The sequence below is a fragment of the Williamsia limnetica genome (assembly GCF_003217475.1).
GTDB classification, from domain to species: Bacteria; Actinomycetota; Actinomycetes; order Mycobacteriales; family Mycobacteriaceae; genus Williamsia; species Williamsia limnetica.
Genome location: NZ_QJSP01000018.1, coordinates 57046 through 81564, shown reverse-complemented (window position 1 = coordinate 81564; position 24519 = coordinate 57046). Strand labels below are relative to the sequence as shown.

Annotated in this window: 1 protein-coding gene (only partly in view); it reads right to left on the bottom strand. The window is 64.0% G+C overall.

All coding sequences use genetic code 11. The features are described from left to right. On the bottom strand, positions 1-24519 hold the 5' portion of the coding sequence (locus DFR67_RS24580; RefSeq protein ID WP_245938139.1) for a non-ribosomal peptide synthase/polyketide synthase. The gene continues 9393 nt to the left of window position 1, outside the view; 24519 of the gene's 33912 nt are visible here — the first part of the coding sequence; it begins with the start codon at positions 24517-24519; the stop codon falls past the left edge of the window.

Below are 24519 nucleotides of genomic sequence, written 5' to 3'. Positions count from 1 at the left end.
TTCGGTGAACAGATCGCGGACCGCCAGATCGGAACCGACCGCAGCATTGATCTGTGCGACCACCCGCGTTGCCGACAGCGAGTTGCCCCCGAGGGTGAAGAAACTGTCGTGTACCCCGACCCATTCGGCGCCCACCATGTCGGCGAAGATGCCCGCGACGATCTCCTCGACGGGGCTGCTCGGCGGCTGATAGCTCTCCGAACCGGCGAAGACCGGCTCCGGCAGTGCTTTTCGGTCGAGCTTGCCGTTGATGTTGAGCGGCAGCTCATCGATCGGGACCACCAGCGCCGGCACCATGTAGGCGGGTAGTTCCGTTGCCGCGAAGGCGAGGACGGCGCGCGTATCGGCAGTCTGCCCCGGAGCCGCCACCAGGTAGGCGACCAGCTGGTCACCGACGTGTGGATCACTGTGAACGGTGACCACTGCGGCGTCGACCTGAGGCGACAACGCGAGTACCCGTTCGATCTCACCGAGTTCGATACGGAATCCGCGCACCTTCACCTGGAAGTCGCTGCGGCCCACGTACGCCAGGGTCGGCTCGGCGTCGCCGTCCAGTGTCGTCCAGCGAGCGAGGTCACCGGTGCGGTACATCCGGCTGCCCGGTCCACCGAACGGGTTCGCCACGAACCGCTCTGACGAAAGGTCACTGCGGCCGTGGTATCCGCGGGCCAGCTGTGCACCCGCAAGATAGAGCTCACCGGTGACGCCGTCGGGCACCGGATGGAGACGGGTGTCGAGGACGTAGACCTGACTGTTCCACTCGGGCCGTCCGATCGGCACCACGGCGCCGACCGTTTTCGGCACGGGTTGATGGGTGACGCTGACCGCGGCCTCGGTGGGTCCGTACAGGTTGTGCATCGAGACCACGGTGACATCGAAATCGGTATCCGGTCGGGCTACGCCGCCGGTCGCCTCCCCGGTCGACTGACGGAATCTGGAGACGACATCGGGGGTCAGCGCCTCACCGATGCACAAGACCTGGCGCAGGGATGCCAGCTGGCCCGGATGGGCCTCCTGCAGGAATGCCCCGAGCAGCGACGGCACGAACGTCATCGTGGTGACGCCGGCCCGCTCGATGAGACCCGCCAGATATACCGGATCCCGGTGTCCCTGGGGGTCTGCCACCACGAGCCGGGCACCGGACGTCGTGGCCCACCAGAACTCCCAGACCGACAGATCGAAGGTCGCCTGCGTGCGGAGCAAGAGCGCATCGTCACTGTCGAGCCGGAACTGGGCGTCGATCCAGTTGATCTGGTTGACGATTGCCGCGTGCGGGACCGCGACGCCCTTCGGGCGGCCGGTCGATCCCGACGTGTAGATGATGTAGGCGGTGTTCTCGGGGCGCAGGGGCGCGATGCGATCGGAGTCCTCGACCGGGCCGGACGAGGCCGACGCCATGTCGAGTTGGGTGACATCCAGGGTCGCGGTCGCATCCGGCAGGCCGGCCGGGCGGTCGCCGGAGACCAATGTCAGCACCGGCCGGGCACTCTCGACGATGAAAGATGTCCGATCCAACGGGTGATCCGGGTCGATGGGCAAGTAGGCGCCGCCCGCGACGGTGATGGCATACATACCGACGAGCAGGTCGATCGAGCGCGGCATGGCCAGACCGACGATGGTCTCGGGCCCGACACCCTGGGCGATCAGAATCCGCGCGAGGGCGTTCACCCGTCCACCGAGCTCGGCATAGGTCAGGGTGCTGCCGTCGTCCGTCTCCAGCGCGATGTCGCCGGCGTTGTCCCGCACCGACATCGCCAGTCGGGTGGCCAGAGTCGCCGGCGCGAGCACCACCGCGGTGTTGTTCCGTCCGCGGATCAGTTCGCGGCGGTCACGATCGGTGAGCAGTGGCAGGTCGCCCACGGCGGTGAACGGGGTGGCGACGATCTCCGAGATCAGGGTCACGAAGCGCTCGGCGATGGACGACACCGTATCGGGATCGAACAGATCGTCGGCGTAGGTGAACACCGCGTCGAGGCCGGTGGGTTCACCGTCGGGACCGTAGTTGTCCGACAGGATCAGGTGCAGGTCGAACTGTGCGACGCCCTCCGGCATCTCGACCGGCTCGATGCGCAGACCCGGAAGCTCCAGAGTGGCGCGATCGATGTTCTGGAAAGACAGACCGACCTGGAAGATCGGATGCCGCGCAGTGGACCGCTGCGGGTTGAGCACCTCCACGAGCCGCTCGAACGGCACGTCGGCGTGGGTGAATGCTTCCGCATCCCGATCGCGGACACCGTCGAGCAGGGTGTTGAAGCTCCGCCCCGGATCGATCTCGGTCCGCAGTGCCAGTGTGTTGACGAACATGCCGATGACACCTTCGACCTCACTCTCCACCCGACCACTCATCGGCGTACCGACGGTGATGTCCCCGTTGCCGCTCAGTCGCGCCAGCAACAGCGCGAACGCACCGTGGAAGGCCATGAACGTACTGGCACCCCGTGAACGCGCGAGGTCCGACAATCCGCGATGTAGATCGGCGGGAACAGAGAAGCGCAGCTGGCGGCCCCGTAGCGACTGCACCGGAGGCCGTGGCCGATCGGTGGGCAGTTCGAGCTGATCCGGGATACCCGCCAGGTTGCGCTTCCAGAACTCGACTTGAGTGGCGAGCACACTTCCCGGGTCACCTTCGTCGCCCAGGAGGTCGCGCTGCCAGATGGAATAGTCCGCGTACTGAACCGGCAGCGGCGACCAGGCCGGCGCTTGACCCTCGACGCGGGCTGCGTAGGCCATCGCCAGGTCACCGACGAACGGGACCATCGATTGGCCGTCCGCAGCCACGTGGTGGACGACCATCACGAGCACGTGCTGATCGGGCTCCACCCGAAGCAACGCAATACGCACGGGAACCGTGAGGGTGACATCAAAACCCTGTGCCACGAAACGCTGCAGCTCCGGCAACAGCGTCTGAGCGTCGACGTCGAATTTCTCGACGCGGACCGCGGCCTGCTCGGCCGTCAGAATCACCTGATGGGGTCCCGACGACGAATCGGGATACATCGTTCGCAGGGATTCGTGCCTGTCGACCACGTCGGTGATGGCGCGCTCGAGCGCCAAATCATCCAGCGCCCCGTTGAGGGTCACCGCCGCAGGAATGTTGTACGCAACCGATTCGGGGTCGAACCGGTTGAGAAACCACATCCTGGTCTGCGCCAGTGAGAGCGGTATTCGCACCGGCCGGGGTCGCGCGACCAACGGCGGTCGCTGAGGTCGAATATCAGTACTCGCCGACAATCGGGATGCAAGCTCTTCGACAGTCGGGGCCGCGAACAGTTCCCGAACACCGATCTTGCTGCCGAGTAGCGCGCCGGCCCTGCCGACCACCTTCGTGGCGCTGAGCGAGTTGCCCCCGAGGTCGAAAAAGCTCTCGTCGATGCTGACCTCATCGATACCGAGGACCTCGGAGAACACATCGGCGAGCGTCGTCTCGATGACATTGCGCGGAGCGCGGTACACCCGGTCGCCGAGGTTGAACGTCGGCTCCGGCAGTGCACGCCGATCCAGTTTACCGATCGGCGTGAGTGGGATCGAGCTCAGGATCATGACCACGGAAGGCACCATGTGCTGCGGAAGATGTTCGCCCACGGCACGTTTGAGTGCCTCAGGGTCTACGGTCCGGCCGTCCTTGGGTAGTACGTACGACACCAGGGCGGTGTCGCCACCCGGCCCCGTTGTACCCACTGTTACCGCGAAATCGAGGTCTGGCTGAGCGTCGAGCAAGCGATCGACCTCACCCAGCTCTACCCGGAAGCCACGCACCTTGACCTGGAAGTCACTACGTCCGACGTACTCCAGCGAGTTTCGGGCCACCGAGGGATCCGCGCTATATCGGACGAGGTCACCGGTGCGATAAAGCCGGGTTCCTGGCGCCCCATAAGGGTCGGGCACAAATCGCTGCGCCGTGATCTGCGGACGGTTGTGGTAGCCACGAGCCACACCTGGACCCGCCAGGTACAGCTCACCGACGACGCCACGGGGCACGACTCTCATCCTCGAGTCGAGAACTCGGGTCGTGACACCGCGGAGCGGGGATCCGATGGTGACGCGATCGCCGGAGGACAGCGGCGGGGTGATGGTGACGATGACGGTCGACTCAGTCGGACCGTAGGCGTTTCGTAGCAGACCTGACCAGCGTTCTGTGAGCTCCGGAGGACAGATGTCGCCGCCGACGACGACCGACCGCACGGACTCAAGGCCCGCAGAATTGACGGTCATCAACGCAGTCGGAGTCATCACGACGTTGGTGACCTGTTCTGCGGCAATCAACTCGGACAACTCCGTACCGCCAAAGACGTCCTGCGGCGACACGACGAGCGCAGCGCCGGCGCTGAACGCCGCCAACAGTTCTCCGACCGAGGTGTCGAAACTCGGTGATGCAACGTGCAGGAACCGCGACTGCGGGTCGACGTCATAGTGCTCTCGCACGTCCCGCGCCAGATTCGCCAGGCCGCGATGGGAAACTACAACGGCCTTCGGCTTACCCGTCGAGCCGGATGTGTAGATCAAATAGGCGGGGTTATCCAAACGAATCGGCCGGATCCGGTCGGCGTCGGTCACCGCGTCGGATCGCTCATCCTCTGACTCTGTGTCGAGTTCATCGATTTCGTACCAGTCCATGCCTGCGGGCAGATGGCTTCTGTCGCCGTCCGCACTGAGTCCGAAGCGCGACCCCGAGTCCTCGATCATCTCAACGATTCGTTCCCGCGGATAATCCAGATTGATCGGCAAGTAGGCCGCACCGGTCTTAGCGATAGACCACGTCCCGATGATCGAATCCATCGATCTCCGAATCCCCAACGCCACCACTGTTTCCGGGCCCGCACCGAGTGCAATGAGCCTTCGCGCGATGCGGTTCGTCAGCTGATCGAGCTGGGTATACGTCAGCGTCTGACCTGAGTACGACACCGCGATGCCGGCCGGATTGACGGAAACGCCGCGTGCCAGGATCGCGGGTAGCGACTCTGCATCGACCCCTGCACCACCCGAGATCGATACCAGATCGGTGACCTCAGACTCATCGAGAACGTTGATGTCGCTGACTATCACGTTTGGATCGTCTGCGACCGCAGTGAGAATACGGATGAAGCGATCCGCGAACGAGGAGATAGACGATTCGTCGAACAGATCCGTCGCGTAGGTAAACAGCGCTTCGATGTCCGATCCCGGCGCGTCGTTGTCACCGATCGACAACTGAAGGTCGAACTTCGCCACGTCGAAGTCGGCGTGTGCAGGCGATACCCGGAGACCCGGGAGGTTCAGTTCAGGCATCTCGTTGTTGTCGAACGACAGAGCGACCTGAAAGAGCGGGTGATGAGCTGTCGAGCGGTGGACGTCCAGCACTTCCACCAACCGCTCGAAGGGGATGTCTCCATGCGCCATTGCATCAATGTCGGTAGTCCGGACATCGAAGAGCAGATCAGCGAATGTTTCCTTGGGATCGACCTGCACGCGAAGTACGACGGTGTTGACGAACATGCCGACCAACGGATCGAGATCCTGCTCGCCGCGCCCCGCGATCGGTGTACCGATCGCGATATCGCTGACACCGCTGAGCCTTTCGAGTAGTACGCCCAATGCGGCATGCATCAGCATGAACATGCTGACATCGTGGGTACGGGCGACCTGTTGCAACGCTTCGCGCACGGCTGCGGGAACCTTGAACGGCAGGCTTGCGCCACGTAGCGATTGCAGGGCCGGGCGCTGCCGGTCGGTGGGCAGTTCTATCGATTCCGGCAGTACCGCCAGTGCCTCGCGCCAGAAGCCAACCTGCTCTGCTGCGAGCGAGCCCGGATCTTTTTCGTCGCCCAGAACCTGGCGCTGCCAGATCGCGTAATCGGCATACTGGACTGCCAGCGGGGTGAACTCTGGCGGTGCACCGTTTCTCCTCGCCTCGTAGGCGAGCAGTAGGTCACTGAACAGCGGCGCCAGAGAGGCGCCGTCGGCAGAGATGTGATGGACGACCATCATCAGGATGTGCTCGGTGTCGCTCACGCGAATGAGGATGATTCGTAGTGGCAGTTCGGCAGTGACGTCGAAGCCGGTCAGGGCGTGACGGCGCAGTTCGTCCTCGATCGCGCCGGAATCGTTTCGGACCTCGATTTCCTGATAGATCCCTGCAACTGATTCTTCGGCCGGTTGAATGAGTTGATATGGCCCGTCCGCGGAGTCCGGGAAGGTGGTCCGCAGTGACTCGTGACGATGAGCGACGTCAGCGATCGCGACGCGCAGAGCTGCGACGTCGAGCTCACCGGACAACCGTAGCGGCAGTGGCAGGTTGTATGCCGGGGAACTGGTGTCGAACTGGTTGATGAACCACATCCGGGACTGTGCGAGAGACAGCGGGATCCGCTCGGGACGATCCGCCGGGACGAGTGCCTGGCGTGCCGGCCTGCCGCCAGACCGCTTGGCGGTCAGTTCGGCGAGCTCTGCAACGGTCGGATGGTCGAAGATGTCACGCACGCTGATGTCCGTGCCCAGCGCGGCGGCCACACGTGCCGCAACGCGAGTCGCACCGAGCGACGTACCACCGATATCGAAGAACGAATCATTGGCGCCGACCTCAGCGCGTTTGGCCACGTCGGAAAAGGCCTGCGCCACCGCTTGCTCAGCTGCCGTCCGCGGCGGTACGAACTCAGCTGCCCGGTCGCTGAACTCGGGAGCAGGCAATGCCCTTCGATCCAGCTTTCCATTCGGCGTCAACGGCAGGTGCTCAAGCACCATGATCGCGCTCGGCTCCATGTACGCGGGCAATCGATCACGCAGACCCGCGGACAGAGCAGCGACGTCCACCTCGTGACCGCCGGCAGCGACCACGTAGGCGACGATGTGCTGGTCCCCCGCCGCGTCGACGACGACGACGACCGCCTCCGCGACCGAATCATTGTCTGTAAGCGCTGTTTCGATTTCAGGCAGTTCGATCCGCAGGCCTCGAAGCTTTACCTGGAAGTCGGTACGCCCGATGTACTCGAGTTCGCCGTCGGCTCGATATCGGACCAGGTCACCGGTGCGGTACATCCGCCCGCCTCGCGCCGTTGGGTCGGCGACAAACCGGTCCGCACTCAGATCGGGACGGCCCACATAGCCGCGGGCCAATTGGACGCCGGTGAGGTAGAGCTCGCCCGCCACATTCGGTGGCACCGGTCGCAAACGTGCGTCGAAAACGTGCACCCCGGTATTGGCGACCGGGCGACCGATCGGAACGAGATTGACGTCATCCGGAGTGTATTGGTGGTAAGTGACGTCGACGGCGGCTTCCGTTGGTCCGTAGAGGTTGTGTAGTTCGGCGTCTGTGAGTCGGGCCAGGTGGGCTGCCGTTCCCGGCGGCAACGCCTCACCGCTGGCGAATACACGTCGAAGTCCGACCAGGTCCGTCGCAACCGCAGAGGAGACGAATGCCGACAGCATCGACGGTACAAAGTGCAGTGTGGTCACACCGGCATCGACGATCAGGCGGCTCAGATATGCAGGGTCGCGGTGTCCGTCCGGAATCGCGATCGCGAGGCCGGCCCCGACCTGCAAAGGCCAGAAGAACTCCCACACCGAGACATCGAACGTCGCAGGAGTCTTTTGCATCACAACGTCGCCCGGGCCGATCGGGTACTCCGACTGCATCCACAGCAGCCGGTTGACGATCGACTCATGGCTGACCGCGACACCCTTCGGGCGTCCGGTCGAGCCCGAGGTATAGATGACGTAGGCCGTATTTGTACCGCGCAGCGGTTGGATACGTTCGGCATCGACAACCGGTTCAATCGGGAAGCCGGCCAGGTCCAACTGATCGACGACCAGGACCTCAGGAGCAGCGAGCGTCTCAACCGGCACTTCGAAACCGTCGACCGAAGTCGTCAGCACCATCGCCGGCCGGCTGCTGTCCAGGACGTAGGCGATTCTCTCCGCCGGATTGCCCAGGTCTATCGGAACATACGCGCCGCCGGCTTCGATGACCGCATACATGCCGACGAGCAGTTGGAACGAGCGGTTCATGGCGAGTGCCACATGGGTGTCGGGTCCGACCCCTGCCGCGATCAGATACCTCGCCAGCGTCGAGACCTGTTCCGCAAACTCGCGGTAAGTCATGGTCTCGCCTTCGAAAAGCAAGGCGGTGGCGTGGGAGTTCGCCTTGACTGCGTCGCCGAAGAGGGTGGCGAGCGTGAGGCCTTCCACATCTGGTGCATCACCCGATTCGGCGATGACAGACGCGAGCATACCGGAGAACTGCTCGGCGAATCCTTCCGCGGATTCTCCTTCGAGCAGACCTGGCAGCAGGGTGGACAACGCAACCGTCACTGCGGCCTCGGGCCCGACGCCAACTGCGGCCAGCGTCACGACCAGCTCGGTCGACTTCGCGTGCAGCGCACCGTATGTAACGTCGATGCCATTGTGTGAGAGCGCGATTCCTTCCGGATTGATTCGCGCCGCGGTCTCGAGCAGTTCCGAGAGCGACTTACCCTGGAGGTCTTGCAAAGCCGACCCAAATCCAGCAGCCTCCTGCCCTGTGGTCGACAGTCCTGTTGACTGACGTTCCGCAGCGGTGAGTATGTCGATGTCGCCGATCGTCACATCCGGGTTGCCGGCTACCGCCTCCAAGATCGCCAGGAGGCGTTCACTCATTGCCTTGACCGTCGCTTCGTCGAAGATGTCGACGGCGTAGTCCAGTACAGCGTCGATGCCTCGTCCGCGGCCGTCGGCACCGAACGATTCCGAGACCGTCAGCCCTAAATCGGATTTGACGTAACGGATCGGCGATTCGAGACCACTGACCTCGAGTCCAGGCAGCGTCACGGTCGGGACATCGATGTTCTGCATGGTGAGCATCGCCTGGACCAGCGGCGCGTACTTACGCGTGCGTACTGGGGCGAGGGCCTCTACAACCTGCTCGAAGGGGAGTTCGGCATTGTTGAACGCAGCCAAGTCGGAGGCCTTGGTTGCTGCGAGTATGGCGGTGAAGGAATCTGACAACTCCACGGTCGACCGCAGCACGAGGGTGTTGACGAACATGCCGACCAGACCGTCGACAGCGGAGGCATTGCGTCCCGCGATCGGTGTCCCGACTGCGACGTCCGCCGAACCGCTCAGACGTGCGAGCAGAACTGAGTACACGGCGTGGATCACCATAAAGATGGTGGTCTCGTTGTCTCTCGCAACGGCGTTGAGCCGCGTCTGGAGTTCCTCGCCGATCGTGAAGGTGACTTCGCCGCCGGCCACCGACCGCTTGTCCGTTCGTGGCCGATCGGTCGGGATGTCCAGCAGATCGGGCATTCCAGCAAGATGGTCACGCCAGAAGGCAATCTGGCGCGCAGCGAGCGAATCCGGGTCATCTTCTGAACCCATGACGGCGCGCTGCCAAATCGCATAATCGGCGTACTGCACGGTGAGCGGTCGATAAACCGGCTCGGCACCGGCCGCTCGCGCGGTGTACGACGTCATCAGATCCGTCGCGAGCGGAACCAGCGAAGAACCATCGGCAGCGATGTGGTGGATGACGAGAAGCAGCACGTGATCTTCGGGCGCGACCTCCATCAACATTGCCCGCAACGGCGGGGCCGCTGTGACATCGAATCCTTCGGTCGCCAGTTCCACGCAGAGGCCGAGCAGCACTTCTTCGGAATCGACCGTACGAGTGGGTAACTGGGGAACAGCTTCCTCGATCGGCAGAATCTTCTGGTAGGGCCCCTGGACCGAATCCGGGTACACCGTTCTCAGAATCTCCTGGCGCGCAATGACATCGATCAATGCTGCTCGCAGCGCTGCGACGTCCAAGACGCCGCGCAAGCGCAAGCCAAGCGGGATGTTGTAGTCGGCAGCTTCAGGGTTCAGCCGGTTGACGAACCACATCCGCTGTTGCGCCAGCGACAGCGGGATCCGATCCGGTCGTGGCTGCGGGGTCAATGGGCGGATGGGCATTCCGTCCAGGTCCGGCGACGCGGCGATCGCTTCTGCGAGATCCGCCACCACAGGTGCCTCGAACAGGATTCGAACTCCCAAACGCACACCGAGGACCTCGTTGATCCGGGCAATGGCACGGGTGGCGGCGAGCGAATTGCCCCCGAGGTCGAAGAAGGAATCGTCGGCACCGATCACACCTACACCGAGGACGTCGGCGAATGCCGCCGCGATCGCGTGCTCCATCGGGGTTGATGGTTCCCGGTGTTCCGTGGAACTTCCCTGGAAATCGGGCGCTGGTAGAGCGCGTTTGTCCAGCTTCCCGACAGGGGTGAGCGGCACCTCGTCGAGGACGACGATCGAAGACGGCACCATGAACTTTGGTAGGAAGCCGGACGCATAATCGGTGAGATCGCCGGAATCGATGGTGCTTCCCGACCGCGGCTTCACATAGGCAGCAAGAGCGGTGTCACCGGACGGGCCATCGACTCCGATCGTGATCGCGAAGTCGACTGCCGGATGTCCGGCGAGTACCGAATCAATTTCTCCGAGTTCGATACGGAAACCGCGAACCTTCACCTGCTGATCAGACCTGCCCATATAGGCGATCTCGAACGCAGAACCGCCACCTGGCTTGTCGACCTTCACCCACCGGACCACGTCGCCGGTTCGGTACATCCGCTCGTCGGCCACATAAGGATTCGCCACGAATCGGTGTGAGGTCAGATCCGGCCGGCCCCGGTAGGCCCGCGACACGCCGAGGCCGGTGATATAGAGCTCGCCTGGAACACCGGTCGGCACTGCACGCAAACGGTTGTCGAGCACGAGCGCGCTGACGCCCGCGACCGGACCGCCGATTGTCACCGGTTCCCCGGGCACCAGCGGATCGCTGATGTTCGTCATGATCGTGGTCTCGGTGGGGCCGTAACCGTTATAGAGACGACGACCCGGCGCCCATCGTTCCACGAGGTCCGACGGCACCGCCTCACCCCCGGCAACCACATCCGCAAAGTGCGGGAGTTGCTGCGGATCAACCGATGCCAATGCCGACGGGGTGACGAAAGCATGCGTGACGGCGTTCTCTGCCAGCAGGTCGTGCAACTCCCCGCCACCGTAGATACCGGCCGGGACGATGATCATTGTTGCGCCGGCGCCAGTGGCCAACAGTAGTTCCAGGATCGACGCGTCAAAGCTGGGCGAGGCGAAATGCAGCGTCCGCGAAGTGTTGTCGGTGCGGTAGCGCCGGTGTTGTTCGGCACTGAACGCCGCCAGTCCACCGTGTGTGACCTCGACGCCCTTCGGCTTCCCTGTGGTACCCGAGGTGTAGATGATGTAGGCGCAGTTCGACATGCGCACCGGGCCCCGAAGCTCGACCGGATCGATCTGTTCACCGGATCGGCTATGGAGAGCGGGATCGTCGATGTCGAGCCACTCGATGGTGTCGGGCAAGCGGACCGCATCGACACGCCGCGTCATGCCGATCGTTGCTCCCGAGTCGGACAGCATGTGTGCCACGCGATCGGCCGGGTAGTTCGGGTCGACCGGGACGAAGGCCGCACCGGAGCGGGCGACCGACCAGATTGCGAGGACCGATTCGACGCTACGAGTGATCCCGAGCGCCACCACATCCTCGGGCCCCAGGCCGCGAGCGATCAGGTCACGCGCGAGGCGGTTCGACCGGTCGTTCAATTCGCGGTAGGTCATGCTCACAGGACCGCAGACGAGAGCGACGCCGTCCGGGTTGAGATCGACTGCAGCGTCCAGCAACTCGATGAGCGAGGCTGGTGCCACTGGTTCGACACCGCGCACAGGCACTAGGTCCGCCATGCTCTGCTCATCGAGTAGCGAGATGTCGCCGAGGGTCGTATCGCTGTCGTCGACCATGCCCTCGAGAACTCGCAGCAACCGATCAGCAAGCGCCCGCGCCGTTGCCTCGTCAAAGATGTCCGTGGCATAGCCGAGGAATCCTGCCAGCCCCGCGGGTTTCCCGTCGACATCCCACTGCTCGGTGAACTCGAACGCGAGGTCGAACTTGCTGAACTCCGTATCGACTGCTCCGGGCGTGACGGAGAGCCCGTCCACATCGAGGATCGGCCGAGATGAGTTGTTCAGTCCGAGGATCACCTGGATCAGCGGTGTGTGTGCAGTGGAACGGTGCAGCGTGAGCGAATCGACGATCTGCTCGAACGGGACGTCGCTGTTGACGAACGCGTCCAGATCCCGGTTCCGGACATCGGCCAAGAACTCGGCAACGGTGACGTCCGGCGCCACTTCTGTTCGCAAGACAAGGGTGTTGACGAACATGCCGACTAGGGCGTCGAGCTCTGGAGCACCTCGACCCCCGATCGGTGTACCGATCGCAACATCGTTCTCCGCGCCTGACCGGGCGAGCAGAACTGCAAGCGCAGCGTGGAAGACCATGAACGCGGACAACCCGTTGGCACCGGCGAGCGAGATCACCTTCTGGTGCAGACCAGCAGGCACGAAGAACATGTGGCTTGCGCCCACACCGCTTCGGACGTTGGACCGTGGCCGATCAGTCGGCAGCCCGATCACCTCGGGCAGACCTGCCAAATTGCGCCGCCAAAACTCCAACTGGGTCGCCGCTGGGCCGACCAGTGCATCTCTTCCGCTGAAGTTGTTCTGCTGCCAAATCGCAAAATCGGTGTACTGCACTTCAAGCGGCGCCCAGTCCGGTTCTCGACCCGCGCGCCGAGCCTCGTAGGCAGTCAGAAGATCAGTGGCCAGTGGACCCATCGACAGGCCGTCGGAGGCGATGTGATGTATGACGATCACGAGAAGGTGTTCGTCGGGCGTTTCTGGAGTTGCCGACGCCGACTCAATGCGCCAGAGCGCGGAACGGAACGGAACAGTCGTAGTGACATCGAATCCGATACGGGCGAAGGATTGCAAGCGTTCGAACACTTGCTGTTGCGGGATGGAGTCGAGCCTCAAGGGAGGGAGCGCCTCCATAATAGGAACGATCACCTGGGTTGGTCCGTCGGTCGACTCCGGGTAGATAGTGCGGATCACCTGTTGGCGCTCGACCAGATCCACCAACGCTGCGCCGAGTGCCTCGACGTCGAGTTCTCCGGTAAACAACAACGTCATCGGAATGTTGTAGGCGCCTGAAGACGGGTCGTATCGGTTGATGAACCACAGGCGTTGCTGTGCCAGCGAGAGCGGTATGTGTTCCGGCAGCGGTCCTTCTGGTTTGACAAAGCGTGCTGGCGCGACGCCGACCCCAGCGGTGGAACCTTCACTTCGGCGTTCCTCAACGAATCGCGCGAGCTCGGCGGGCGACTGCTGCTCGAAGATGTCGCGCAATCCAACCACAATTCCGAGGGTGTCGGACAACCTGCTCGCCAACCGGGCCGCACTCAACGAGTTGCCACCATGATCGAAGAATGAAGCAGTCGCACTTACACGTCCTGTACCGACCGCGTCGGCGAACAAACCCGCGATTATCTCCTCCAGCGGAGTTCGCGGAGCGACGAAAGCGTCCGAATCGACCTGTCCGAAGTCGGGTTTTGGCAGCGCCTTTCGGTCGATCTTCCCATTAGCGTTCAAAGGCAGTGCGGGAAGTACGACAACTGCTTCAGGAACCATATAGTCGGGCAACGCCCGGCCAAGCTCCATCCGAATGTCGCCCCGGTCGATTTCGCCGGAACCGGCGACGTAGGCGGCGAGCCGCCGATCGGAAGCGTCACCGTGCGCCGTAACAACCGCCTGGCGGACGCCGTCGATCGCCGTCAAGGCTGATTCGATCTCGCCCAATTCGATTCGCAAGCCACGGACTTTGACCTGGAAGTCGCTGCGCCCTATGAAGATTCCGTCGCCATGGGGCAGCCGACGCACGAGATCACCCGTTCGGTACATGCGCTGGCCAGGCCGACCAGCCGGGTCGGCGACAAATCGCGCGGCCGTCATGGCGGGCATCTTTCCGTACCCGCGCGCTGGTGCAATTCCCCCGACATATAGCTCGCCGACCACTCCGACAGGTACAGGATTCAGTCGCTGGTCAAGAATTCGGTGAACGACACCGGCAATCGCAGGTCCCAGAGAGATCGGGCCTATGTCCCTGGCTTCCCCGGCCTCGTTGGGCAGCTGGCTGCCGACATCGACGAACTTGGCCGCGGTGACGTCGGAGGCCTCGGTCGGGCCGTAGCTGTTGACCAGCGCGGTGGTGCCGCCGAGCAGCGATCGATAGGCACCAGCACGCAGATGTTCTCCGCCTGCAACGATCGCACCGACTGTGGAAAGTACGCTGGTCGTGTCGAGCTCGACGAGGACTTCGAGCGCGCTCGGCGCCAAGTTGATGAGCGCGACTCTCTCATCAGAGATGACGCCGAGGACCTCGGCCGGATCGAACCCCTCCCGGACGAGGCGCACGACTGCACCAGAACTGAGGGCCGTCCATACGTTCTTTTGAGTCAGATCGAAACGAGGGGAGCTCACTATCAACACCGAGTCGCCCTGATCAACCGGCATTGCCTTGCGATACCAGTTCCACACGTTGAAAACGCCAGCGGCAGTCACAAGTGTCGGCTTAGGTCGCCCGGTGGACCCCGATGTTGTTATCACATAGGCCAATCGAAGGTCTGCACCAGCTTCGATCCACCTATTCGGTAGCGGGGACGCATCGCGTGCAGACAGCCGCTCATCGGTCGCGGCTTCACCGATTCGGACAACGACCGCGCCCGCTGCTTCCATTCGGGTGAGCAGGTCGGCATTCGACGTCTCTTGGTCCGAGATCACGACGGATGGTTGAGAATCTTCGATGACAATCATCGTGCGGTCGGAGGGGGCCGCCGGATCGAGCGGCAGGTACGCCGCGCCTGCCTTCCACGCGGCGAGCATTCCTATCACCCAGTTCGCCGACCGTGGCAACAGCAAACCGACCACGTCGTCGGGGCCCACTGCGTACGAGATCAATTCCCGTGCAAGACGATTTGCGGCCTGATCGAGCTGACTACGACTCAGCGCTACGCCTAGACTGCGTAGCGCCGGAGCATCTGGATCTTCTTGAACGCGCAGGTCCCATTCGGCTAGCGGGGTGGGCTCCTCGGTTTCTGCCGGTTTCGAACCTACACCACCCACCGCCGCGGTCACGCCTACTGATCTGCGATACCCGTCTAGATCGTGATCGCCGATTAGACGTGCCGCGTCGGCGATGACATTGTCCAGTGCCGTCGCGAACCCCTCGGGGGCCACCATGATAGTTGGAACCAGACCGGTGAGCACGACCGAGGCGATGGCGTCGGCATCCATCCCGCGTTCCGTCAACGGTCCGGATAGCTGCGAAAACCGATCGCTGAAATCACGGTATGTGACTCTTGTTCCGTCATGATCAATGGCCGTGGCATCAGGTGCCAGATCAACGGCAGCCGCGAGTAGGGCGGCCAAGTCTTTCGCTGTGTACTTGGTCCCGGTTGCTCGAGGGCGCGACTCCACGACAGAAGCGCTGTCCTCGACCCGCTCTGCGTCCGTCAGGATGTTGATGTCGCCCACAACCGCAGCCGAGTTCGTGCCAACCGCGGTGGCGAGCGCGCCGAGCCGTAGGACCATCGTCTCAGCGGTAGAACGATCGAAGATGTCCGTGGCATAGGTGAGGCGACCGGCGAGAGTGCGTGCCCCTGTCGCGTCTATCGTTTCATTGAGGGTGAACGTCAGGTCGAACTTCGCACCGTCGGCCATCTCATCGGCGACACCCACAACCAGGTCCGGCAAGTTCACCTGCGCCGTCTCGTTGTTCTCGAACGACAGCATCACCTGGAAGAGCGGCGAATAAGCAGTGCGGCGCGTCGGCACCAGTGCGCCTACAACGCTTTCGAACGGCAGATCGTCGTTCGCGAAGGCTTCGAGGTCGCCAGCTCGAATGCGATCGAGTAGTGCGTCGAACGATTCGGCGGGATCGACCTCGACGCGGAGAGCGACAGTGTTGACGAACATTCCGACCAGGGCTTCCAGATCGACGTGATCCCGCCCACTTACCGGTGTGCCCACCGTGATATCACTCGAATTCGAGAGCCTTGCCAGGAGAGTCGCCACAATCGCATGAACAACCATGAACAAGGAAGCCTGGTGTCGCCGAGCGAGCACTTCGAGATTGGCGACCACCTCCCGAGGGATCTCGAGCGGCACAAAGTCGCCCACCATGTCACGCCGGACCGGACGCGACCGATCCAACGGCAGTTCGAGCACCTCCGGAACGCCGGCGAGGTTGCGCCGCCAGAAATCGAGTTGCCGACCGGCAACCGAATCCGGATCTTCCAGAGAACCCAGGACCTGACGCTGCCACTGCGCGAAGTCTGTGTACTGCACCGGCAGCATGCTGAATTGCGGTGCGTGGCCGCTACTTCGAGCGAGATACGCCGTGACCAGGTCGCGGGCGAGCGGTGCCATCGAAGCTCCATCGGCAACGATGTGGTGAACGACGACCAGCAACAGATGGTCATCGCCCGAACGCAGCAATGTGCCCCGCACCGGTGGCGTGGCGGCGTCCTGAGGGCCGCCGGTCACATCGAAGCCCTCGGCAGCGAACCGGGCAGCCACACTGCGCATCGCTTCGACATCCGTCACGTCGACGACGTCGAGGTCGATGGCAACATCCGCAGCCGGAAGCACGCGCTGGTAAGGGCCGTCGGCGCTGTCGGGGAACACGGTGCGCAGAGACTGTTGACGCGCCACCACATCGGCGACGGCGGCACGTAGGGCCTGGACATCCAGTGACCCCGACATCGTCAGCGGTAGCACGATGTTGTACGCAGGTGACGCCGGGTCCAACCTGTTCAGCAGCCACATCGCCTGTTGCGCAAGCGATAGTGGAGGACGGTCACCGGCCGCGCCGGCCACCAGTTCCGGTACGTCGCCGACACTGTGATCGTCGTCGAGCCGGGCCGCCAGGGATTCGACCGTCGGGTTCTCGAAGATCTCGCGGACCGCGATCCGGCGTCCGACCAGTGCCGAGATCCGGGCGACGGCTTTGGTCGCGACCAGGGAGTTGCCGCCGAGATCGAAGAAGGAGTCGTCGACGCCCATCGACGGCAGCCCCAGGACCTCGGCCAAGATCTCGGCCAGAACGCGTTCGGTCTGCGTACGGGGTTCGGCTCCGCTACCGATCAACGACTCGAGATCGGGGTCCGGCAGTGCCGATCGGTCGAGTTTGCCGGAACGGGTCAACGGGATCTTGTCGAGGAAGACAATTGCTCCCGGGACCATGTGCGACGGCAGGCGCCGTCCGACGAACTCCCGAACTGCCTTGGCCTCCAGCGGCTGTGATGCCAGCACGTGAGCCACCAGCGCGGTGGCGCCGGAAGGCAGAGTCGCCCCAGAGGTGGACGCGAACTCGATGTCGGGGTGAGCGGCGAGCGCGGCGTCGATTTCTCCGAGCTCGATCCGGAAACCACGGACCTTCACCTGGAAGTCACTGCGCCCGATGTATTTGACCTCGAGGTGGTCGCCGTGGCGTTCCCAGCGCACGACATCACCGGTGCGGTACATCCGTGCACCGGGTTTGCCGTACGGGTTGGCGATGAATCGGTCCGCCGTCAGGCCGGGGCGTTCATGATATCCACGTGCCATCGCAGGACCACTGAGGTACAGCTCCCCGTCCACTTCGACGGGCACCGGCTGCAACCGGTGGTCGAGTATCAACGAAGTGAGACCGCGTACCGGCGAGCCGATGGTGATGGCACCCCCGGGCTGCATGGGACCGGCGATATCGGCGAAACACGTTGTCTCGGTTGGACCGTAACCGTTGAACATCCGGCGGCCCGGAGCCCAACGGTCGACGAGTTCGGGCGGGCACGCCTCGCCACCGACGACCACCGACTCGAATGCGTCGAGACCTGTCGGGTCGACCGACGCGAGCGCTGCCGGCGTGATGAATCCGTGCGTGACGCCGAACTCCGCCAGGAAGTCGTGCAATTCGTCGCCGCCGTACACCTCTGTCGGCGCGATGACCATGGTCGAGCCGTTCGCCAGCGCCAGCAAGACCTCCAGGACCGAGGCGTCGAAGCTCGGGGACGCGAAATGCAGGGTGCGCGAGGTTTCTGTGAGGACGAAGCGATCGGACTGCTCGCGCAGCAGGTTCAGCAGCCCCCCGTGGGTCACGGTCACACCCTTGGGGACCCCCGTCGTCCCGGACGTGTAGATCATGTAGGCCGTGTTGGCGACACGGATCGGCCGCAATCGCTGGTCATCAGCGATCGGGTCCGTCGCGTACCCGGCGATCATGCCCGACACGTCGCTGCCGTCGAGCTCCAGCCATTCGATCGAGTCCGGACGAGCCGAGCGCCACTGCGATGTCGAGAGTCCGAACACCGCAGCAGAGTCGCGGAGCATGTGTTCGATGCGCTCGGCCGGATACCGCATGTCCACCGGAAGATAACCCGCTCCGGTCTTGGCGACAGCCCATAGACCGACCATGAAGTCGATCGAGCGCCCCATTCCGAGCGCCACGATGTGCTCAGAACCGATGCCACGTGAGATCAGCAGGCGTGCAAGCGCGTTCGATTGCTCGTCGAGAGCACGGTAACTGATCGAGCCGGCCGGAGACACCACGGCGTCACGATCTCCGGCTCGCGTCACTGCGCCGGCGAGCAGTTCCGGAAGGGTTCCGGTTGCCGTCTCGCCGTTGCCGCTCTGCTCGAGCAGCTCGATACGCTCGGCCGGCGTGAGAACGTCGAGGTCATCCACCCGCGCGGACGGATCGGCCGCAATCAGTCCGAGAACCCGGACAACCCGGTCCAGGATCGACTCCACTTCGTTCCGCTCGACCATGCCGGGCAGATATTTCGCGGACAGCCGCAATCCCGGGTCGGTCACCGCGATCAGCGTGAACGGGTAGTGAGTGGCGTCGAGCACGTCGGCGCTCTCCACGCGCATGCCATCGATATCCGCAGCGGCACTGAGCGCATCACGATCGAGCGGGTAGGACTCGTAGACCATCATCGTGTCGAACAACGAGTCGGCTTCGGTGGTCGCCACGATGTCTGCCAGGCCGACCGTGTGATGGTCGAGCAACTCGGTCTGCCGGCGGGCGATCCTGGTGATCAGATCACCGACGTCGCCTGCGGACCCGACCGGGACCCGGACCGGAAGGGTGTTGATGAACAGCCCAAGCATGGATTCGACACCGGCAACCTGTGGTGGGCGGCCGGATACCGTTGTCCCGAACACCACGTCGTCACGACCGGTCAGCCGTGACAGCACTATTGCCCAGGCAGCCTGCAGCACGGTGTTCAGGGTGACGCCCGATTCGCGGACATAGTCGGTGAGACCGGCCATCACGTGCTGGTCGACGGTCACCTCGGTCTGAAGCGGTACCTGCCCCTCGCCGTGCGCGACGGCCGACGGGAACAACAGCGTCGGTTCATCGACACCGGCGAGCGCCTCGGCCCAGGCATCGATCGACTGTTGCTGCTGCTGCGATTGAGAGTGCAGCCACACCAGATAATTCCGGTACGGACGTGGAGACACCAGGGCCTGCGCGTCGCCCCCCTCGCGGTAGATCGCGAGCAGATCGCTCATGAAGATCGGCAAGGACCACCCGTCCAGCAGGATGTGGTGGTTGGTGACGACGAACCGGAACGAGGAGTCGCTGCGTCTGATCATGGTGAACCGCATCAGCGGTGCGCGATCCATGGCGAAAGGACTGACGCGCTCCTCGTGGGTCAGTTCGGCGACCCTGACTTCTCGGTCACCGGGCTCGAGGTCGGACAGGTCATGATCGGTCCAGGGCGCGGCGGCGTGCGGCTTCACGACCGCCACCGCGGTGCCCTCGGAGTCGGTGAAGAACGCTGTGCGCAGATTGGGATGTCGTGCGATCAGTGCCTCTGCGCTGCGCCTCATCCGGTCAGGATCGACTCCACTGAGGTCGAGGACCATCTGCGCTGCGTAGACGTCGACATCTCCTGCGGCGAGTTCCGCGTGGAACAGCAGCCCGTTCTGCAGTGGCGTCAACGGCCAGACATCGGCGATGTCGTCGAAGCGATCTTCGAGCTCGAGAATCTGGGCCTGTCCGAGATCCACGAGCTCCAGATCCGACGGCGTCAGGCCACCGGCACCCGGCGACGCCGCATGCAACGCAACCGATTCCAGCGCGCGTTGCCACAAGTCGATGAGTTGGTCGACCTGTTCGTCGTCGATGACGCCTGCCGGATAATCCACACCTGCCGACAGCGCCGGACCGGACGGCGTCTCGATGACAACGGCGTTGACGTCGAGAGCCGTCCGCACTGGCACCGAAGCACCTCGAGTCCCCCGCAATGCGCTCTGCCCGTCAGGAACCCAGGGCCCGGAGATGTCCGTACCCGAGAGACGCCCGAGATAGTTGAAGGTGATCGCCGGCTCCGGATACCGCGACAGTTCGGCGATTCCGCGCTCGTCGAGATAGCGGAGCAGCCCGTAGCCCACCCCGCGGCGCGGAACCGACGCCAACTGTTCTTTGACGGATTTGATGAGGTCACCCGCAGCGGGCCCACCGGCCAACGCGTCGTCGACGTCGGTCCCCGTCGTGCTCAGGACAACCGGGTACATCGTGGTGAACCATCCGACGGTGCGCGAGAGGTCCGCGCCCGGCAGCAGTTCCTCCTCGCGACCATGTGCTTCGAGGGACACGACCACCGAGTCGCCCGACAGCCCCCGGCCCCGCAGCCAGTGTGTCACCGCGAGCGTGAAAGCGGCCAACAGTCCGTCGTTGACACCGCCGTGGAACGCCTGCGGTACGCGCGTCATGAGGGTGTCGGTGAGGTTGGCCGACAGTGTCAGTTCCCGGTGCCGCAGCGTGCCGACCACATCACGGTCACGGTCCAGTTCCAGTGTCGAGTTGTCGATCGCGCTCACGACCGTGCGCCAATGTGCCAGCTCGTCCTGCAGTGCCGGATCTGCGGCCAGTTCGGCCAGCCCATGGGACCAGCGACGCATGGACGTACCGGTCGCCGGTAGCGCCACAGACTCGCCCGTGACGAGTTGCGACCATGCCGTCGCGAGATCTGGCAACAGGATTCGCCACGAGACACCGTCAACCGCAATGTGGTGCAGCACGATCAGAAGGCGTCGTCCGACGTCCGAGGCCGCCGAGTCGACCACGGTCACCGACATGATCTTCCCGCTGTACGGATCGAGGGAATCGGTCGCGGTGGTGGCCAGCGCGGACATCGCGTCGTCGTACGCCGCTGTACCGGGCGTTGCGGCGATGCTGGATTCGGTCACCTCGACATCCGGCGAATCACCCACCGGCGCAACGTGATGTCGGACAGAACCCGACTCGTCCACGGACAGCGTCGATCGCAGGACGTCGTGTCGATCGACAACCGCCTGCACGGTGCGACGCAGGACATCGAGATCGTCGATCACCGGCGCGATCACGACCACTGATTGCGAGTACGGGCCGACGGCGGCAGGCTCTGCGGTCATCCAGGCCATGATCGGCGTGAGGGGGACTTCCCCGACCCCGCCACCGGCCAGTTCCTCGACCACGGACGCCGAGCTCTCGTCTCGAGCCGCATCAGCGAGCTCGCCGATCGTCTTGCATTCGAACACCTCTCGCGAGGAGAAGTGCAGACCCATTGCCCGCGCGCGCGACACGAGCTGGATCGACATGATGCTGTCGCCGCCGAGGCCGAAGAAAGAATCGTCGAGTCCGACTTCGGGGTGTCCGAGAAGGTCACCGATCAGAGCGGTGATCGCTCGTTCGGTATCGGTCGTCGGCGCCCTGAAGGCAACGGCCTGCGCGGAGAAGTCGGGTTCAGGAAGCTGTTTGCGGTCGACCTTACCGCTGGGTCCGAGGGGCATCTGCGGAAGCGACACGATGGCATCCGGGTTCATGTACTCGGGAACCCGGGCGCGCACGGTGTTCATCAACTTCGCGGTGTCGAGCACGGCCGAATCGTCCGTACCCACCACGTAGGCGACCAGACGCTGACCGTGTGGGCTCTGGTGGACGACGACCACCGTCTCACGCACGGACTCGTCGGCCAGGATCGCCGACTCGATCTCTCCGAGCTCGATTCGCAGCCCTCGAACCTTGACCTGAAAATCGCTGCGGCCCACATATTCCAGAGCACCATCGGCCGACCAGCGAACGAGGTCGCCGGTTCGGTACATCAGGGCACCGGTCGGCCCGAACACGCTGGGCACGAACCTTTCCGCGGTGAGGTCCGGCCGCCCGAAGTATCCACGAGCGATCTGGTCCCCGGACAGATACAACTCACCAACGGCACCCACGACGCAGGGACGCAGTTGCCGGTCGAGGACCCAGGCGCGGGAATTCCACACCGCACGGCCGATCGGGATCGTCTGTGCCGTGCCGGACTCCACGGAGGCGTACGTAGCGTGAACCGTGAACTCGGTTGGCCCATACAGGTTCTCGACAGCAGTTCGCGGTAGTGCGCGCAGCGCCTGGCCGGCGAGCTTCGCCGGGAACGCCTCACCCGCCACCAGCAGCAGCCGAAGAGAGGCCATGCTTCCGGGCGTCACTTCTCCGAGGAAGAGCTGCAGCATGGCGGGCACGAAGGACGTCGCCGTCACCGCCTCGGATTCGATCAGGCGAACCAGGTATTCGGGATCGAGATGCCCATCCGGTTCGACGACCACCATCCGCGCACCGACGACCGGCGAGAACAGTTCCCACACCGACACATCGAATGTCGTCGGGGTCTTCTGCAGGACCACGTCATCCGGGCCGATCCCGTAATGACCTGCCACCCAAGCCAACTGATTGACCACAGCGCGATGCGGGACCGCCACACCCTTGGGTTTCCCGGTCGAGCCCGACGTGAACAACACGTATGCCAGCGACTCGGGGTTCAGTGCAGCCGTGAGCTCCCCTGCCCTGATCGGGGCGTCCGATCGATCCGCGAGATCGACCGCCTCGGGGTCCAGAACAGCGATGTCGATCTCGGCGAACACCGGGTGATCCACGGCTCGCGCCAGCACACACACCGGCATCGCGGTCGCGATGACGTCGGCGATTCGACCGCTCGGGTGATCTGGATCGATCGGCACGTACGCGCCGCCCGCCTTGAGCACCGCGTACAGGGCGACCATCAGTTCGAGCGACCGTCTCATCGCGACGCCGACGCGGATATCCGGCCCGACACCGACGTCGATGAGATGGCGGGCCATCTGGTTCGTCAAGGCGTCGAACTCGGCGAACGTCACCCTACGATCGCCGTCGACGAACGCGGTCGCGTCCGGGGTCGATGCAACTTGCTGCGACCACATCTGTACCAGGTCGGTGGCCGCAACGGGATGCTCGGTGGCGTTCCACTGTTCCATCGTCGCCGCGATCTCGGCCGGCGAACCCAGATTCAGAGATCCGACGACGGCGTCGGGGTTGGCCCGCAGCATCTGGCCAAGGAAATCGGTGAACCGGTGGTGATGCCGTTGCAGGTCACCATCGGTGTAGGTCTGCGGGTTGGCCTCGAAATCGACGCGCAGGTTGGCACCCTGGACGCCGGGATAGATGTTCATCGACAGGTCTTCCACAGGGCCCGTCGTCAGCACGTGCAGGTGACCGACGACGTCGCCGAGGTCGATGAGCGACTTGAACATCATGAGGTTCACCGATGGCCCGAACAGGCCCCTTCGGCCGGTGCCCTGGCCGATGTCGCGCCGCATGTCCTCGTGCCGGTACAGCTGGCGACGCAACGCGCCGGTCAGCTCGGTTTGCACGGTCCTGATCAGATCGCTGATCGTCGTCTTCGGCGATACCGTCAAACGCAGTGGGACGATGTTCGACACCATCCCCCCGGCGCGACGGAGTCGCGCCGTGTTCCGAGCAGAGACCGGCAGGCTCAACACGATGTCTTCGCTGTCGGTCATACGGGCCACATAGGCGGCGAACGCGGCTATCACCGCAGGTGCGGTGCTTCCCGCCGCATCCCGGGCCGCCTCGTCGAGGAGTGCGGCCGTGTCGTCGGCGAGGGTCGCCGACGCCACCAGCGAGAACTCACCGGGCGCCGCCCTGTGTTGCGTGAGCGAGAGCGGCGCAGGGAGATCGGTGATTCGCTCCGCCCAATAGTCGCGGTCCTTCGAGAACCGATCCGAGCCGCGATATCGGCGTTCCTCGGCAACCACCTCCGAGAGCTCAGCCCCCTTGCCCGGCGGAACCTCGACGCCCGAGATCAGGGCCGTGTACACCTCTGCGATGCGGGTGACGGTGGCCATCGCCCCGAACCCGTCCATGGCGATGTGGTGCGTACGGAGGTACCAGAAGTAGTGGTCGACTCCGATTCGCAGAAGTGTGCTGACCGTGAGACGGTCCGCGAGCAGGTCGATCGGCTTTCGGTACTCCTCGCGCATCCAGGCCTGCGCGGCCTGCACCGGCTCACGCTCGTCCGCGAAGTCCACCAACTCGATCGAGTCGTCGATCGCTGCGTCGACGTATTGGAGCGGCAGCCCGTCCGTCTCCACCAGAGTCAGGTACCCGGACCCCATCTCGCGACCGACCGCCTGCGACGCACGGGTGAGGGTGTCGAGATCCACGTCACCGACCAACTCCACATATAGGGCGATGTTGATGGGGACGTGGCCCAGGCTCTGCTGGGCGAACCAGATCCCGCGTTGCGCTGCCGACAGCTCGAAGGAGTTGCCGGGCGCGTCTGCTGGTTCGTCGAAGCGGCCAGCACTCAA